The 16,984-nt window shown below is 74.8% G+C and carries 9 protein-coding genes; 2 read left to right on the plus strand and 7 right to left on the minus strand.

The window, feature by feature from the left end; all coding sequences use genetic code 11:
• Positions 1-193: 193 nt before the first annotated feature.
• The 7 genes from ACFP3R_RS07865 to eccCa all read right to left on the minus strand — a co-directional run bounded on the left by ACFP3R_RS07865 (position 194) and on the right by eccCa (position 13,844).
• The gene (locus tag ACFP3R_RS07865) at positions 194-493 is read right to left on the minus strand and encodes a WXG100 family type VII secretion target (protein WP_380634258.1); all 300 of its coding nucleotides are present in this window, start codon (positions 491-493) and stop codon (positions 194-196) included.
• 70 nt (positions 494-563) lie between these two features.
• Positions 564-875 (minus strand): WXG100 family type VII secretion target, encoded by a 312-nt coding sequence (locus ACFP3R_RS07870; protein ID WP_380634260.1) that lies wholly within the window; start codon positions 873-875, stop codon positions 564-566.
• A gap of 144 nt (positions 876-1,019) precedes the next feature.
• A complete protein-coding gene (locus tag ACFP3R_RS07875; RefSeq protein WP_380634262.1) occupies positions 1,020-1,442 on the minus strand; it encodes a hypothetical protein in 423 nt (140 codons plus the stop codon).
• Positions 1,443-1,460: 18 nt separating this feature from the next.
• The gene (locus tag ACFP3R_RS07880) at positions 1,461-3,236 is read right to left on the minus strand and encodes a type VII secretion-associated protein (protein ID WP_380634264.1); all 1,776 of its coding nucleotides are present in this window, start codon (positions 3,234-3,236) and stop codon (positions 1,461-1,463) included.
• Between the two features lie 97 nt (positions 3,237-3,333).
• The gene (locus tag ACFP3R_RS07885; RefSeq protein ID WP_380634266.1) at positions 3,334-6,240 is read right to left on the minus strand and encodes an AfsR/SARP family transcriptional regulator; all 2,907 of its coding nucleotides are present in this window, start codon (positions 6,238-6,240) and stop codon (positions 3,334-3,336) included.
• Between the two features lie 322 nt (positions 6,241-6,562).
• Complete coding sequence (locus tag ACFP3R_RS07890) at positions 6,563-9,295, minus strand: AfsR/SARP family transcriptional regulator (RefSeq protein ID WP_380634268.1); 2,733 nt, start codon at positions 9,293-9,295, stop codon at positions 6,563-6,565.
• A 544-nt stretch (positions 9,296-9,839) separates the two neighbouring features.
• The gene (eccCa, locus tag ACFP3R_RS07895; RefSeq protein ID WP_380634269.1) at positions 9,840-13,844 is read right to left on the minus strand and encodes a type VII secretion protein EccCa; all 4,005 of its coding nucleotides are present in this window, start codon (positions 13,842-13,844) and stop codon (positions 9,840-9,842) included.
• Between the two features lie 260 nt (positions 13,845-14,104).
• On the opposite strand from eccCa, the gene eccD reads away from it, so the two are divergent.
• Complete coding sequence (eccD, locus tag ACFP3R_RS07900) at positions 14,105-15,499, plus strand: type VII secretion integral membrane protein EccD (RefSeq protein ID WP_380634270.1); 1,395 nt, start codon at positions 14,105-14,107, stop codon at positions 15,497-15,499.
• Between the two features lie 7 nt (positions 15,500-15,506).
• Positions 15,507-16,934, plus strand: coding sequence for a type VII secretion-associated serine protease mycosin (gene mycP, locus ACFP3R_RS07905; RefSeq protein WP_380634272.1), 1,428 nt, complete (start codon positions 15,507-15,509; stop codon positions 16,932-16,934).
• Positions 16,935-16,984 lie beyond the last annotated feature (50 nt).

Genomic DNA, 16,984 nt, shown 5'->3' on the forward strand with positions numbered 1-16,984 from the left:
CCTCGGTCGCGGCGGTCCGCGCCGCGCTCGGCCGCGGCTGGCCGCCGCCCTCGGCCGCGCCGGCCCATGCCGCCCCCGGCCGCCCGACCGGCCCCGACGCCCCACCCCGGCCCACCACCGCACGCAAAAACGCGGGCCCCGGAACCGACGTCGAGTTCCGGGACCCGCGAAAGGCGCTGCGCGCCGGGGGAGATCAGCCGCCCCAGCGGTTCGCGTTCTGCTGCTCGGCGGCCTGGTACGCCTCGCCGGCCTGGAGGACGGCGGTGGCGATGCTGGCCAGCACCTGCTGGATGCCGGCGGCGGCCTCGTCCCACTCCTTCTGGCGGGCCTGGTACTCGGTGGACGCGCCACCGTCCCACTGGGCGATGAGCGGCGCGAGGCGGGACTTCAGGTTGTCCAGCTCGGACTGCACCTGGTTCGCCTGGCTCTGGATCGCGGAGCCCGAGCTCGACATTTCGCCGAAGCTGACCTTGATGCGGTTGGTGTCGACCATGATTCCCCTCTTAAAAGACCAAGTCAGGAAGAAGCGAAAAGCGGGTGGAGCGGAAGTGCGGCAGGACCTGTCAGCCGTTGAGGCGGTTGGCGATGGAGGACATCACCTGGTCCTGGTCCTGGTCCTGGGTGAGGTAGGTGGAGGCGGTGCCGCTCATCTGCTCCGCGATCTCCACCAGCGCCTGGTGCAGCTTCTGGGCGTCGCCGTTGAAGCGCTCCATCAGGTTGGTGAAGGCCACCGCGGCGCTACCGGCCCAGGCGCTGGACAGGCCCTCTACCGTGCTGCGGAGCTGCGACAGGATGGCCTGCACCGACTCGTCGACGCTGATGATGTCCTCAGCGCCCTTGACCAGTTCGGCGTGTCCAGTCTGAAAGCCACTCATTCGTGAGACCCCCTAGGTCTTCTCGATCAGGCGTTCTCGGTTCGTACGCCTCTTCCGACGCAGACCCTGCCACGCCCGGTTCCGCCCTGGCGCGTTTTTCCCGGAAGTAGTTGCGCTAGTAAACGTTTGGGAGAGCAAACGGCGTCAGTAGAGGATTCGCGCTTGCGAAAAGTCCTCGTCATCGCCGGTGTCGGGGGGCAGTTGACCGCTCGGGCCGGCCACCGCGCGAGAACCGAGCGGAGTGGTGGGCGCCACGGAATTTGCATCAGCGTCCGTTTGCTCTCGCGATTTCTCCGGCGCGGGCAACTCCGCCGCGGCCGGCAACCGCTCCACCGGCAGGCCCCGGTGCTCGCGGAACCCGGCGGCGACGCGCCGGACGTCCGCCGAGGTCGCCTCGTGCGCCCCGGGCCGCACCTCGCGGCCGCGGGCCCGCTCGGCCAGCTCCCGGTTGCGCTCGCGCTGGGCCGCCGTCCGCGCCCCGGCCGCCGCGGCGGCCCGGGTGGCCCTGGTCACGGCGGCGTCGAGGTCCGCGCGGAACCTGGCCGTGGACTCCGGAATGCCGGTCATCGTCTCCCCTGGGGTCTGTCAGCCGGTCACGGTCAGCGTGCGGACGACCTGCTCGCACGCGGGTCGGACCCGCTCCCGCCCGTCCGCCGGGTACTGGCAGCCGACGCTGACCTGGAACGAGTCCTGGAACAGCACGTACCAGTCGATGGTCGTCGCGCCCGCCGTCTCCCGGTAGTGGACGACGTCCTTGCCCGCGAAGGTGGCGGAGGCGTCGAACCCGGACAGACCGGTGCCCCGGTCGTAGAGCGCGCGCAGCTCGGACCGGGCCCGGTCCGGGTCGGTGGAGGAGTCGTAGTCGAGCTTCTGCTCCTGCACCGCGATGGCCTCCGGGCCCGCGCCGCCGGAGGCGGGCTCCAGCAGCACCTTGCGGGTCTCGACCTGCCCGCCGGTCTGCTCCCAACCCGCCGGCGCGGTGAAGCTGTAGTCGTACTGGGCGATCGCCCGACCGCCGGCGGCCGAGGCGGACGACCCGGTCGTGGCCGGTCCCGGCGTGCCGTCCTCGCCCCGGCTCAGCGCGTAGGCCACGGAACCGCCGACGGCGGCCAGCACGACCACCGCCCCGGTCACCAGCAGCGGCACCCGGCTCCGGCGCGGCGCGGGCGGCGGGTGCGGGAAGTGCGCGGGGAACCCGGTCGGCGGCGGGGTGATGCGCCGGGTGATCCGGCGGGTGCCGTCGTCGGGGATCCGCCGCGTGGCCTCGTCGCGCGGCGGCAGGGCCCCGGTGCGCAGCGGGTCCGCGGCCACCGCCCGCAGCGCGCCCCGCGCCACCACGGTCTCCGGCTGGTCGATGCTCGTCGGCACCACCCCGGACTGCTCCAGCACCAGGCGGGCCACCAGCGGTATCCGGCTCGACCCGCCGACCAGGAACACGCCCGACAGCTCGCGCGGGTCCAGCCCGGCGTCGCGCACCGCGCCCACGACCAGCGCGGCGGCCCGGGTCAGCGGCGCGGCGACCAGGCGCTCCAGGTCCGCGCGGGTGACGTGCGCGTCGGGGAACGGCGGCGGCAGCGGCACGTCGGTGTAGGAGTGCCGGGACAGCGTCTCCTTGGCGCCGCGCACGTCCTGGCGCAGCACCCGGCGCTTGCGGCGGTCGGCCAGCTCCCGGCCCTCGACCAGCCCGCGCCACGCGTCCGGGTCGCCCGGGGCGACCAGCGAGCCGATGTGGTCCAGCAGCGCCTGGTCGACGTCCGCGCCGCCGAACCCCGGGTCGCCCTTGGCGGCCAGCACCCGGAACGAGCCGCCCCGCCGCACCACCACGCTCGCGTCCACCGTGCCGCCGCCCAGGTCGAGTACGGCCAGCGCCGCGCCGTCCGGCACGGCGTGGGTCGCGGAGTGGAACACGGCCGCCGCGACCGGCTCCGGCACCAGCCGCGTCTCCTGCGCCAGGCCCCGGGCCGCCCCGAGCAGCACCCGGGTCCGCATCGCGCCCCAGTCGGCGGGGTGGGTGAGCACCAGCAGGTCGACCGGGGCGTTGCCGGCCACCCGCCGCGCCTCGCCCACCGCCCGCGCCAGCACCGCCCGCACCACGTCCGACACCGGCAGCACGCTGGTGCCCAGCAGCAGTTCGCCCTCGTCGACCCGGCGCTTCGGGTGCGGCTCGTAGCGGGAGGGGTCCACGGCCGCCTGGCGCTCGGCCTCCTGCCCGACGAACAGCGTGCCGTCCGCCGCGGCGAACACCGCCGACGACACGATCGGCTGGCCGTCGACCACGACCACCTGGGGTTCCCGCCCGTTCCGGGACAGGGCGACGCAGGTGCTGGACGTGCCGAAGTCCACCGCCACGTGCAAGCTCATGCGCCATCCCCTCGTCCCGGCACCCGCGGGCACGCACATGCATACCCGATGCGGGAACGATCCGTCCCCGCCGCACACCCCGCCGCCGGCGCCGCGGTCACGGCGCCGCGGATCCCCCCGTCCCCCCGACCGCGGCGCCGGCCTCCGCGAAGGCCCTGCGCATCCGCTCCACCTCCAGCGCCGTGCCGACCTCGCCGTACTCGCGCAGGGCGGGCTCCAGCACGGCCAGCGCGTCGGCCGGCCGGCCCAGCGCCAGGTAGCCCTCGCCGATGGACGCCGCCGCGTTCGCCGCCCCGATCCCCTCGCCCACCTCGACGAAGATCCGGTACGCCCGCGTCGCGAGCCGCACGCCCTCGGCCGGGCGACCGGTGGCCACCGCCACCCGGCCCGCGAGGCTCGTCACGTAGCCCGTGCCCCGCAGGTCGTCCACGACGTCGATCCGCGCCACGGCGCGGGCCGACGCCTCGGCCGCCCGCGCCAGGTCGCCGTGCTGGAGGGCGCACCTGGCCACGCTGTGGTTCAACTGCACCTCGGCCAGCTCGTTGCCCAGCTCGCGGCACAGGGCCAGGGTCTCGTCGAAGTGCGGCAGGGCCTCCTCGTAGCGCCCGGAGTGGGCCAGCATCAGGGCCAGCTCGCGCCGCACCGAGCAGGCCGCGCTCCGGACGCCGCCGCGCCGCGCCGCCTCCACCGCGCGCCGGGCCAAAGCCACGTCCGCCACACCGGTGCGCAGGTGGCCGTAGTGCGCCAGCGACGCCAGGGCGAGCGCCTCCGCGGCGTGGTCGCCGTCCCGGCCGAAACCGCGGGCGCACTCCGCCAGCGAGCCCAGCAGCTCGTCGTCGAGCGACGCCTTGATGTGCTGGATCGCCAGGTGGTACCTCATGCGCCCGGCCCACCGGTCCTCGCCCGCGTCCCGGAGGGCCCGCTCGACCACCCCGGCCAGCTCGATCACCCGGTCGTTGGGGACGAACACGTCCAGGTACCGCATGGCGCGCTCGTAGAGCCGGAAGGACTCGACCGCCCACCCCCGCCGGGCCGTCGCCTCGATGGCGCGCTCCAGCGCGACCTGCTCGGCCAGCAGCCAGGCGACGCCGTCCGCGGTCAGCCGCTCGACCTCCCGCGCGGGCAGCACGCCCGAGGGCTCCACCGGGCTGAGCGGCACCTCGTCCACGCTCTGGGTCGTCCGCCCGGACGCCGCCTCGGCCAGCGTGGTCAGCACGCCGAAGTAGGCGCGCAGCACCGCGTCGTTGCCCGCCGGGTCGTCCGCGGCGGCCATCTCGGCCGCGTAGACCGCGAGGACGTCGTGCAGGCGGTAGCGCGGCTCGCCGGTCGCGTCCGCGCCCGTCTCCTCCAGCAGGTTCGCCTCGACCAGCTGCTCCACCGCGGGCTCCGGGTCGTCGAGCCCGGTGAGCGCCCTGACCACCCACGAGGCCACGTCCACCGCGCCGAGCAGGCCCAGCCGGCGGAACGCCAGCGCCGCCTCCGGCGCCAGCGCCCCGTAGCTCGGCTCCAGGCTCGCCCGGACCTCCAGGTCCCCCGCCGCCAGCTCGTCCAGCCTGCGCCGCTCGTCGACCAGCCGGGCGGCGAGCTTCGCCGGCGGCAGGGACGGCCGGGCGGCGAGCCGGGCGCCCACGATCCGCAGGGCCAGCGGCAGCCCGCCGCACACCTCGACGACCTCGTCGACCGCCCGCCCCGCCGCGGCCACCCGGTCCGCGCCGATCATCAGCGACAGCAGGTCCAGCGCCATCGCGGGGGACAGCGGCGGCACCCGCAGCACCCGGACGCCCGGCAGGCCGGACAGCCGCCGCCGGCTGCTGATCAGCACCGCGGTGCCGGGCGTGCCCGGCAGCAGGTGCCGCACCTGCGCCACGCTCGCCGCGTCGTCCAGGACCAGCAGCACCGCGCGGTCGGCCACGTGCGCGCGGAAGGCGGCGGCCCTGGCCTCCAGCCGGTCCGGGATGGCCGAGGAGGCGACGCCGACCGCGGTCAGCAGCTCGGCCAGCACCTCGCCCGGGTCGCGGGGCGCGCGGCCCGCGCCGTCGAGCCGGACGAACAGCTGGCCGTCGGGGAACCGGTCGCGCAGCGCGTGCGCGACCCGGACCGTCCAGGCGCTCTTGCCGCCGCCGGGCGGGCCGGTGATCGCGACCACCGGCACCCCGGTGCCGCCGGAGCGGCCGGTCAGCAGCGCGATCGCCTCCTTGCACAGGTCCTCGCGCCCGACGAAGTCGACCGTCTCGGGCGGCAGCTGGCACAGCGCGGTCCACGCGCCGGACGCGCCGGACGCGGCGGGTGGCGCGGCCGGGGGCGCGGGCTCGCCGACGAGCACGGTGTGGTGCACCGCGCGCAGGTACTGGCTCGGGTCGACGCCCAGCTCCTCCACCAGCCGCTCGCTGATCGCCCGGTACTCGGCCAGCGCCTCGGCCTGCCGGTCGCCGCGGTGCAGGGCGAGCACCAGCTGGCCCCAGAACCGCTCCCGCAGCGGGTACGCCTTCGTCAGCGCGCGCAGCTCGGGCACCAGGTCCACGGCGCGCCCGGCCGCCAGGTCCGCCTCGATCCGCCGCTCCAGCACCACCAGCCGCTCCTCCCGCAGCGGCTCGACGTCCTCCTGGTGCAGCGCGTCGGACCGCACGTCCGACAGCGGCTCGCCCCGCCACAGGCCCAGCGCCTCCGCGCACCGGCCCTCGGCGGCCAGCGCGCGGAACCGGTGCAGGTCCAGCGCGTCGGGCCCCACCTCGGCGAGGTAGCCGTTGGTCGTGGTGCGCACCACGTTGGCCTCGCCCAGCGCCTGCCGCAGGCGGGTCACCACCATGTGCAGCGTCGAGCGGGCCCGCGCCGGGTTGCCCGCGCGGCCGTCCCACAGCCGCTCGACCAGCGCGTCCACCGTCACGGTCTGGTTCGCGCGCAGCAGCAGGGTCGCCAGCAGCACCCGGGCCAGGCCGGCGGGCACCTCGACCCGCTCGTCGCCGTGCCACACCTCCAGCGGGCCCAGCACGGTGAACCGGATCACGCGAGGGCCGCCCGCCGACGCGCGTGCGGTGGCACCGGACCACGTCCCCACCGGGCCAGGGCGGAACCCGGCACCTCGACCCGAACCACCATGCCCCTCCCCCTGGACGTGGACCAGTTTACGGCTGGTGGCGGGTTGTGCGCCCACCGTTGTGCGCGCCGGTGCCGCGACCGTCCACACGGGTGGGTCACCGCGCGACGGGGGGATCGGCCCGCACCAGCTCGACCGGCGCGGCCGTCGGCCGCGTCCGGGCGCGGGGGCCCGCCGCACCCGGGACCGCCGGCGCGGTGGCCCCCGACCGGGTCGGGGGCCACCGCGCCGCTCACCCGGCGACCAGCTCCGCCAGCCGGGCCCGGACCTCCTCCGCCCGCGGGTTGGCGTCGCGCTCCAGCACCTCCAGCGCCCTGCGCAGGGCGTCGCGCGCCCCCGCGGCGTCCCCGGTGGCCTCCAGCGCCGTGGCCAGGTTGTCCAGGGCGAACACCTCCTGGCGGGCGCTGAGCAGGTGCCGCGGCAACGCGAGGATCTCGGTGAACTCCCCGATCGCCAGGTCGAACCGGCCCAACCCGAGGTAGATCACGCCCAGCGTGTCCTTGACCGAGGCCAGCAGGTCCTGGTCGGCCCGCAGGCAGGTCTCCATGGCCTCCAGGCAGGGCGCGAGCGCCCGCTCGTACTCCCCCATGCGCGTGAGCGTGTCGGCGTAGTTGTTCAGGGTGACGGTCGTGTAGTCCGCGCCGGGCAGGGCGCGCGACAGCTCGATGGCCCGCACGTGCAGCCGGCACGCCTCCTCGAACCGGCCGGTCCGCGAGTAGACGCCCGCGACCTGGGCGACGGTCGACGCGGTGCCCCGGACGTCGCCCACCCGCTCGCGCAGCCGCAACGCGTCCTCGAACAGCCGCAGCGCGCTGTCGTACTCGGTGCGGTTCTTGGCCAGGCAGCCCAACGTGTGCAGGGAGAGGGCCTCCGCGTACTCGTCGCCGACCGCGCGGGCCGCCTCCAGCGCGATCTCGGACAGGTGGGTCCACTCGGCCGAGTCCTGGCGCAGGTTGAGCCACGGCCACATCGCGTTGGGCAGCCGCCAGCCGTGCTCGGGGAACCCGTGTCGCCGCGCCAGCCCGACCGCCTCGACCAGGTTGCGGTGCTCGACCTCGCACCAGGCGGACGCGCCGTCCCGGTCGGCGAGCACCACCGGGTGCACGGCCTCGTCGGGCGTGGTGAGCGGGACCGCGGCGTGGTGCCGCGACATCAGCGCGCCCGCGCGGTGGGCGGAGTGCAGGTGGAAGTCGAGCAGCCGGCGCACCGCGGCGCGGCGCTCCGCCGCGGTCTCGTGCTCCTGCACCAGCTCGGCCGCGTACGCGCGCAGCAGGTCGTGCCACGCGTAGCGGCCGGGCTCGTGCTCGGTCAGCAGGTGCGCGCCGGTCAGTTCGCCCAGCACGCGGCGGGTCCGCCCGACCGGCAGGCCCGCGAGGCTCGCCGCGGCGGCCACCGGCACGTCCCGACCGGCCGCGACGCCGAGCAGCCGGAACAGCCGGGCCGCGGCCGGGCTCAGCCGGCGGTAGGACCAGGACAGGGCGGTGCGCACGCTCGTGGCCCGGTCGCCGGTCTCCAGCGCGTCGAGCCGGGTCTCCTCGTCGGCCAGCTCGTCGACCAGCGCCCGCAGCGGCAGCCGGGGGTTCACCGCGGCGCGGGCGGCCACCACGTTGAGCGCCAGGGGCAGGCCCGCGCACCGGGCCACCAGCTCGTCGATCGCCCCCGCGTCCGCGTCGACGCGCCGGGCCCCGAGCCGGCGCCGGAGCAGGACCACCGAGTCGCCGGCGTCGAGCAGGCCGAGGGTCAGCGGTGCGGCGCCCTCGCCGGCGACCAGGCCGGTGAGCTGGTTGCGGCTGGTCACCAGCACGGCGCAGCGGGGGCCGGCGGGCAGCAGCGGCCGCACCTGGTCGGCGTCCCGGGCGTTGTCCAGCAGCACCAGGACCCGTCGGTCGGCCAGCAGGCTGCGGTACATCGCGGCCATCTCGTCCACGGTGGGCGGAACCGTGGCGGGCGACACGCCCAGCGCGTCGAGGAAACCGCGCAGCACCACCCGGGGCGGCACCGGCTCGCCGCCGACGTCGAACCCGCGCAGGTTGGCGTGCAGCTGCCCGTCCGGGAACCGGTTCGCCACCCGGTGCGCCCAGTGCACCGCCAACGCCGTCTTGCCCACCCCGGCCGTGCCGTTGACGGCCGAGATCACCGCGCCGCCGCCGGACGCGGCCTCGTCCAGCGCGGCGATCGCGTCCCCGCGTCCGGTGAAGAACGGCGGCGGCGCGGGCAGCTGCCGGGGCACCGCCGGGCCGCGCGGCGCCGGCTCGTCGCCCAGGACCCGCCGGTGCACCTCCCGCAACGCCGGTCCGGGCTCGACGCCCAGCTCGTCGACCAGCTGCTCGCGCACCTCCCGGTAGGCGGCCAGCGCCTCGGCCTGCCGGTCCGCCCGGTGCAGGGCCGCCACCAGCTGCGCCCACAGCCGCTCGCGCAGGGGGTACTGCCTGGTCAGCGCCCGCAGCTCGGGCACGAGCTCCGCCGCCCGGCCCACCGCCAGGTCCGCGTCGACGCGCCGCTCCAGCACGCCCAGCCGCTCCTCCAGCAGCGGCGCGACCTCCTCGCGGTGCAGCGAGTCCGACCGCACGTCCACCAGCGGCTCACCGCGCCACAGCGCCAGGGCCTCGGCGAACCGCCGCCGCGCCACCAGCTCCCGGTACCGGTGCAGGTCCAGGCTCCCCGGCGGCACCTCGGCCAGGTAGCCGTCGGCGACCGTGCGCACCACGTTGGCCTCGCCCAGCGCCTGCCGCAGCCGCGTCACCACCATCTGCAACGTCGCGCGGGCCCGCGACGCGGTGGGCGGCGCGCCGTCCCAGAGCCGGTCGATGAGCAGGTCGGTGGGCACCACCTCGTCGGCGCGCAGCAGCAGCGACGCCAGCAGGACCCGGGCCCGGCCGGCGGGCACGGGCACGGGGCGATCGCCGAGCCGCACCTCCAGCGGCCCGAGGACACGCAGCTCGACCGACAGCTCCCCCACCTCCACCGCCGTTGGAGCATAGGGGAGTCCTGATCACCGTGACAGCGCGGCGTGAGTCGACTGTGAGCGCCACCGGGCACAGTGGAGCCGGTTCACCGCGGTCCCGGTCCGGTGGGCGGGCGGCGGCAGGCAGGAGGGGGTCCGCCGTACGCGCGCCGGGCAGGTCCGATGGGGCGGCCCCGGGGGGACACCGGGGGCCGGGACCGGGGACCGGGGTGGACGCCACGACCCGTGGCCGCCGGGGCGCTTCCCCGCACCGGTGGCCACGGGTCGTGCCACGTGCGCGTGCGCGGGTCGGGCCGGTCCGGTCCGGTCCGGCAGGCGCGGCCCGCACCACCTCCCGCGGGCACGACGAGTCGTTCCGGCCCGGCGGGCGCTCGCAGCACGGCCCGCAGGCGCGGCCCGCGCCAGTCCGGCAGGCGCGGCCCGCACCACCTCCCGCAGACGCGTGGGGGCCCCACCGGTGTCCGGTGGGCCCCCCACGCGTCCAGACCGCGCGTCCAGACCTCCGAGCGCCCGGGGCCACCAGTCCGGCGGCCCCGACCACGCGCTACTCCGGGTCGATCCAGGCCACCTGGATGCGCTGCTGCCCGAACTTGCGGGTGACGAGCGTGCCCCGGCCCGGGGGCTGCGGCGAGGGCTTGAGGTTGCCCACGATGTTGCCCTCCTCCTTGGACCCCGACCCGACCATGATCGGCGCCGAGATCTCCTTGAGCTTGCCCAGGATCGGGTCGAACAGCGCCCGCGACGCGCCACCCATGCGGCGCACCACGATGATGTGCAGGCCGACGTCCTTGGCCTGCGGGATGAACTCGGCCAGCGGCTGGAGCGGGTTCACCCCGCCCTGCGGCGCGACCAGGTCGTAGTCGTCGACCACCACGAACAGCTCCGGCCCCTTCCACCAGGACCGGTTCCTCAGCTCCTCCTGCGTGACGTTCGGCCCCGGCAGCCGGCCCTGCATCGAGCCGCGGACGTCCTTGATCATGTCCGTCAACTGGTTGCCCGACACCGCGTAGGACAGCAGGTGGTCGGTCCCGATGTAGCCGAGCATCGTGCGCCGGTAGTCGACCAGCAGGATCAGCGCCTCGCTGGAGGTGTAGCTGCCCATGATGCCGCGCACGATGGTGCGCAGCATGTTCGTCTTGCCGGACTCGCCGTCGGCCAGCGCCATGAAGTGCGGGTCGGCGTCGAAGTCCAGGAAGACCGGCGCCAGCTCGTCCTCGTTGACGCCCAGCGGCACCAGGTGGCCCCGGTTGGGCCTGACCTGGAGCACCTGGTTCATCAGCTCGTCGTGCGGCAGCACGTCGGGCAGCAGGCGGACCTGCGGCGCGTGCCTGCCACGCCACGTGCCGCCGACCTTGGCGATCATGTCCTGCACGCCCGCCGCCACGTTGACGGCGTCCGACGAGGCGTCGATGCGCGGCAGCGCGGTCAGGAAGTGCAGCTTCTGCGGCGACAGGCCGCGACCGGGCCGGCCGGCGGGCACGTTGACCGCGACCTTCCGGTCCACCTCGGACTCGCTCGGGTCGCCCAGCCGCAGCTCGAACCGGGTGCCCAGCAGGTCCTTCATCGCGGGCCGGATCTCCGCCCACCGGTTGGCCGCCACCACCACGTGCACGCCGAACGACAGGCCCTGCGCGGCGAGCGCCTGGACCGCCGGCTCCAGCACCTCGAACTCCTGCCGGAAGTTCATCCAGCCGTCGACCAGCAGGAACGCGTCGCCGAAGTCGTCGTCCCGGATCTCGCCGCGCCGCTTGCGGTTGCGGAACTCGACCATCGAGTCGATGCCCTGGGCGCGGAACCGCTGCTCGCGCTCGGAGATCAGGCCGGACAGCTCGGCCACCATGCGACGCGCCTTGTCCACGTCCAACCGGCTGGCGAAGCCACCGACGTGCGGCAGCTTCTCCAGCGCGGCGAGCGTGCCGCCACCGAGGTCGAGGCAGTAGAACTGCACCTCCTCGGGCGTGTGCGTCAGCGCCATGGACGTGACCAGGGTGCGCAGCATCATCGACTTGCCCGACTGCGGGCCGCCGACGATCGCGCCGTGGCCGGCGGCGCCGGAGAAGTCGGCCCACAACAGGTCGCGGCGCTGCTCGAACGGCTTGTCGACCACGCCGAGCGGCACCTGGAGCTTGCCGTTGGCGAAGAACCCCGGCGCGGTCAGACCGCGGTCCTCGGTCTGCTGGAGCGGCGGCAGCAGGGTGTCCAGCGACGGCGGCTCGTTCAGCGGCGGCAGCCACACCTCGTGCGCCGGCGGGCCCTGGCCCACCAGGCGCTCGACCACGACCTCCAGCTCGCTGGGCTCGTTGGAGTCCTCTTCCTTCTTCTGCTGGACCACCGGCTCCAGCGGCCGGATCGGCTCCTTGGGGACCTCGATGTAGTCCGGCACGAAGAACCGGGGCCGCTTGTCGCTGGTCACCGGCGCGGCCGGGCCGCCGACCTGGATGCCGGCGGGCCGGTACGGGCCCGACACGTACAGCGCCTTGAACCGGGTCAGCGGCGAGCCCTGCACGCCCAGGTAGCCCGAGCCCGGGATGGGCGGCAGCTCGTAGGCGTCCGGCACGCCGATCGCGGCGCGCGACTCCGCGGCGGAGAACGTCTTCAGGCCGATCCGGTAGGACAGGAACGTGTCCAGGCCGCGCAGCTTGCCCTCCTCCAGGCGCTGCGAGGCCAACAGCATGTGCATCTGGAGCGACCGGCCGACGCGACCGATCTGGAGGAAGATGTCGATGAAGTCCGGCTTCGCCGTCAGCATCTCGGAGAACTCGTCGATGCAGATGAACAGCGCGGGCAGCGGGTCGAGGTCGGCGCCGTTCTCGCGCGCCTTCTCGTAGTCCCACACGTTCTTGTAGTTGCCCTTGGCCAGGACCTCCTGGCGGCGGGACACCTCGCCGGCGATGGCGTCCTTCATCCGGTCGACCAGGGTCAGGTCGCCCGCCAGGTTGGTGATCGTCGCGGCGACGTGCGGGGCCTTGTCCAGGCCGAGGAACGTCGCGCCGCCCTTGAAGTCGACGAGGATCATGTTCAGCGTCGTCGACGAGTGCGTGGCCAGCATCCCGAGCACGAGCGTGCGCAGGAACTCGGACTTGCCGGAACCGGTCGCGCCGATGCACAGGCCGTGCGGACCCATGCCCTCCATCGCCGCTTCCTTGATGTCCAGCTCCACCTGCTGGCCGAACTCGCCGATGCCGAACGGCACGCGGTAGCGGTCGCGCACCGGCCGGGGCCGCCACGCCGACTGCACGTCGAAGGTCATCGGGTCGCCGGGGATGCCCAGGAACTCCAGCAGCGGCGGGTTGTTGCTCATGGACAGCGGGTCCTCGTCGACGCCGCCCGAGTCCACGCCGCCGATCCGGTACGGCGACAGCCGGCGCGCCAGCGCCTCGGCCTCGACCACGCTCAGCCAGTCCGGCGCGCCGAACCACTCGACGCCGCTCGCGCTGCGGGCGCCCAGCTTGTCGTCCTCGATGACCAGCCGCAGGCCGCGGCGGGCGGTCAGGTTGCCCAGCGACTCGGACAGGTCGAGCAGGGTGACGCCGACCAGGCCCTCCTCCAGGACGATCTGCTCCTCGCGGGTCACGTCGCCGTCGTCGATGAGGATCACCACGTGCGGCTGGTCCGCGGGCGGCGGCGCGTTGCGGGTGAACCGCTGCCGGTCGCGCAGCTGCTCGTCCAGCATCTGCTCGACCTCGGTCAGCGAGCCCGCCATCATCCGCATCTGGCCGATGCCGTCGATGATGGTGGGGTGCTGCACGTGCGGCAGCCACTTCATCCACTCCCACTCGGCCTTGGTCCGGCCGGTGGTGACCACCGCGATGAGCAGGTCGTCCGGTGAGTGGAAGGTCGCCATCTGCGCGAGCAGGGCGCGGGCCAGGCCGCGCTTGACCTCGATCTCGCCGAGCAGGCCGACCGCGGCGAAGCCGCGCAGCGCGATCGAGATCGGCAGTTCGGGCACCAGCGAGTGGGCGCGCACGAACCGGCGCAGCGCCAGCGTCGCGATGGGCTCCAGCTCCTCGACCGGGCCGGTCTGCGGCGGCACCAGGCGGGTGGCCAGGCGCTGCGAGCCGCGGCCCGCGCGCAGGTGGCAGAAGTCGGGGTCGTTCTGCCGGCGCTCCCACATGCGCCGGGTGGTGGCCAGGGACCAGAGCACCTGCGGGTCCGGGTGGACCCACTCGCGCTCGGCGCGCTGCTCGTTGGCCGCCTCGCGGGCGCGGTCCCGCATCTGGCCGAGGTACCGCAGGTAGTCCTTGCGGTCCTCGTTCATCTCGGCCTTCTTCTGGCCCCGGCCGCCGCCCATGCCGCCGGCCATCATGCCGATGGTCGACACCAGCATCATGCCCGGCATGATCATGGCCGCCGGGCTGCGGTTGCTGTAGGAGAACATCAGGACCATCATCCCGACGGACGAGACGATCATGACGACGGGCAGCGCCTTCATCATGATGTTGCCGGGGATGACCCGGGGCACCTCGGGCGGTGGTTCGAGGTGGACCTCACCGCCGGGCGGGCGGGGCGCGGCGAGGCGTGCCGTGCGCTTGAACTGCAGCGTGCTCACCTGACGGGCACCTCTTCAAACTCGATCCAAGACCGCTTGGCGCGCGTGCGGGCGCGGCCGGTCGCACCCGACACTATGGCGCACCGGGGCACCTCCCGGAGGTGGGTCCGGCAAAGAGTGTTGCGCACGTGTTGTGCGGAACGGCACTGCCGCGACGCCCGGGGCGGCCATACTTGGGTCCGCCGGAGGGTCCGCCGACCGGACCAATACAGTCGGGGCGACCTGCGGCACACACTCATCCAGGACTTTAGGGGGCGCTGGTGGCGACCGGTACGACGGTGTTCAGCCGGGTGACGGTGGTGGCGCCGCGGACGCGCATCGACGTCGCGCTGCCCGCCGACGTGGCCGTGGCCGACCTCCTGCCGATGCTGCTGGACATGGCCAAGGAGGCCACTCCGGACGGCGGCGTGCGGCACGGTGGGTGGGCCCTGGCCAAGCTCGGCGACGGCCCGCTCGACCCCAGCCGCACGCTGGCCTCGCTCGGCGTGGTCGACGGCGAGCTGCTCCAGCTCCGCAAGCGCAACGAGAACCCGCCGCCGCCGCTGTACGACGACGTGGTCGACGCGATCGCCGAGTCCGACCCGGACAGCTTCCGGCCGTGGACCAAGGACACCGCGCGCCGCTACGGCCACCTCGCGGGCGCGCTGGCGCTGATCACGGCCGCGGTCGCGGTGCTGCTGTCCGGCCCGCTGGCGGGCGGCACCAACCTGGGCCCCGCCCTCAGCGCGGGCCTGGTGGCCATCGCGGCGCTGGCCGCGGGCGCGGTCATCTCCCGCTCGTACAACGCCACCGGCACCGGCGTGCTGATCGCCGCGGCGGGCGGCCTGCCGATGGCGTACGTGGCCGGCCTCTACGCCGTGCCCGGACCGGTCGGCCGGCCGAGCCTGCTGCTGGCCAGCGCGCTGGTGCTGATCTTCGCCTCGGTGGCGATCCTGCTGATCGGGCGCGGCATCACGGTGTTCATCGCCGCCGCCACCGCGGGCGCGCTCAGCGGCCTGGCGTTCCTGATCGGCATCTTCGTCGACCACCCGGTCGAGGGCATCGCGGCGGCCACCGCGGCGGTCTCCCTGGCGGCGCTGTCCGCGCTGCCGCGGCTGACCATCCAGCTGGCCAAGCTGCCGCTGCCGACCGTCCCGGGCAGCGCCGAGGACCTCAAGGAGGACACCGGCTTCCCGGAGTACTCGGTCATCGAGCGCCGCACCGCCAACGCCCACGAGTACCTGACCGGCACGATCATCGGCTGCGGCGGCATCGCCGCGGTGTTCGGCGTGATCGCCGCCTCCGACGACAGCATCTGGGGCACGCTGCTGGCGATCGTGGTGACCCTGGTGCTGCTGCTGCGCGGCCGCTCCTACGCCAACGGCGCGCAGGCGGTGGCGCTGCTGGTCAGCGGCATGGTGGCGGGCACCGGCGTGCTGGTCGGGTGGCTGCTCCAGTCCTCGCCCGCCGACCGGCTGCTGTACGTGTTCGGCTCGCTGGTGGCCGTGGGCGCGACGGCCCTGGTGCTCGGCGTGATCTTCCCCAACCAGAAGTTCTCGCCGGTGCTGCGCCGCACGGTGGACGTGCTGGAGGCGATCCTGATCGCCGCCGTGCTGCCGCTGGCGCTGGCCGTGATGGACCTGTACGTCGCCATGCGCCAGCTCATCCCGGCGTGAGGTCGTGATGCGGACCCGCAAGCTCGCCGCGCTGCTCGCCGTGGCGGTCACCCTGGTGACCGGGCCCGGCGCGCACGCCCAGCCGACCTCTGCCGCGCCGCCGGAGCGGCCGAACTCGCAGCCGCCGCCGGTCGACCCGGGGCTGCGGCCGGCGAACGTGCCGGCGCAGGAGGACGTCGGCTACACCAAGAGCGTCGAGTGCATCCGGTCGGGCACGAACAACCGGCGCATCGAGAACCGGCCGTGGGGGCAGATGCAGCTGCGCCTGGAGGAGGCGCACCGCTTCGCCACCGGCCGGAACGTGAAGCTGGCGGTCATCGACACCGGCGTCAACGCCCAGCACCCGCGCCTGGCCGGCCGGGTCAGCGCGGGCGGCGACTACGTCGAGACCAACGAGAAGGGCGTCAAGGACTGCGACGGCCACGGCACCGGGGTGGCGGGCGTCGCCGCGGCCAGCCGGGACGACGCGACCGGCTTCGTCGGGGCCGCGCCCGAGGTCCAGGTCATCGCGATCCGGCAGACCAGCAAGCACTACGAGTTCAAGGACCCGGCGAAGGTCGACAACCGGCCCACCGCGGGCAAGGTCGGCACGCTGGCGCAGGCCATCGTGGTCGCGGTCGAGCAGGGCGCGCAGGTCGTCAACATCTCGCTGACCGCCTGCGCCGCGCCCCACGAGCCGAGCAGGCAGGAGCGCGAGCTCCAGGCCGCGATCGACTGGGCGGTCAACGCCCGGGACGTGGTCGTGGTGACCGCGGCGGGCAACATCGACCCGGCCAACGGCTGCGAGGGGCAGAACGACAACGAGGACGTCGACGACGTCCGGGTGGTCGCCTCGCCCCCGTGGTACGCCGAGAACGTGCTGTCCGTGGCCTCGATCAACCAGATCGGCGAGGTCTCGTCGTTCTCGGTGTGGGGCCCGTGGATCAGCGTGGCCGCGCCCGGCGAGGGGATCGTCACCCTCGACCCGGCGGGCGAGGGCCTGACCGACGCGAACGTCGACCCGACCGGCAAGGTCACCGCGATCCAGGGCACCAGCTTCGCGGCGCCCTACGTGGCGGGCGTGGCGGCGCTGGTGCGCGAGCGGTTCCCGCACCTCGACGCGCGGCAGGTGATGAACCGCATCAAGGCCACCGCGCAGCACCCCGGCAACCCGGAGGGGCGGGACCGCAAGGTCGGCTACGGGATGATCAACCCGGTGGCCGCGCTGACCGCGGAGCTGCCCTCGGAGCGGCCGGGCGCGAAGCCCGTGTCGCCGGAGCAGGTGATGACCACCCTCGATCCGCTGAACCCGCCGGACCGGACGCCGATGATCGTGGCGCTGTCGGGCACGGGCGCGGGCGTGGGCCTGCTGCTGCTGACGCTGTTCATCGTGCACACGGTGAACCGGAACCGGGCCCGCCGCGCGGCCGTGCCGGCGAAGAGATCGCTGATCTGACCTCGCGGAGGACGACCTCGCGGAGAACGTGCAGAAGGGCCGCCCGGGTT

The organism is Saccharothrix lopnurensis (genome assembly GCF_042658445.1).
In the GTDB taxonomy this organism is placed as follows: Bacteria; Actinomycetota; Actinomycetes; order Mycobacteriales; family Pseudonocardiaceae; genus Actinosynnema; species Actinosynnema lopnurensis.

Bases quoted from the DNA above. Each gene is read 5' to 3' on its own strand.
- mycP (WP_380634272.1), top strand. From the start codon at position 15,507: ATGCGGACCCGCAAGCTCGCCGCGCTGCTCGCCGTGGCGGTCACCCTG.
- ACFP3R_RS07865 (WP_380634258.1), bottom strand. From the start codon at position 493: ATGGTCGACACCAACCGCATCAAGGTCAGCTTCGGCGAAATGTCGAGC.
- ACFP3R_RS07875 (WP_380634262.1), bottom strand. From the start codon at position 1,442: ATGACCGGCATTCCGGAGTCCACGGCCAGGTTCCGCGCGGACCTCGAC.
- ACFP3R_RS07870 (WP_380634260.1), bottom strand. From the start codon at position 875: ATGAGTGGCTTTCAGACTGGACACGCCGAACTGGTCAAGGGCGCTGAG.
- ACFP3R_RS07880 (WP_380634264.1), bottom strand. From the start codon at position 3,236: ATGAGCTTGCACGTGGCGGTGGACTTCGGCACGTCCAGCACCTGCGTC.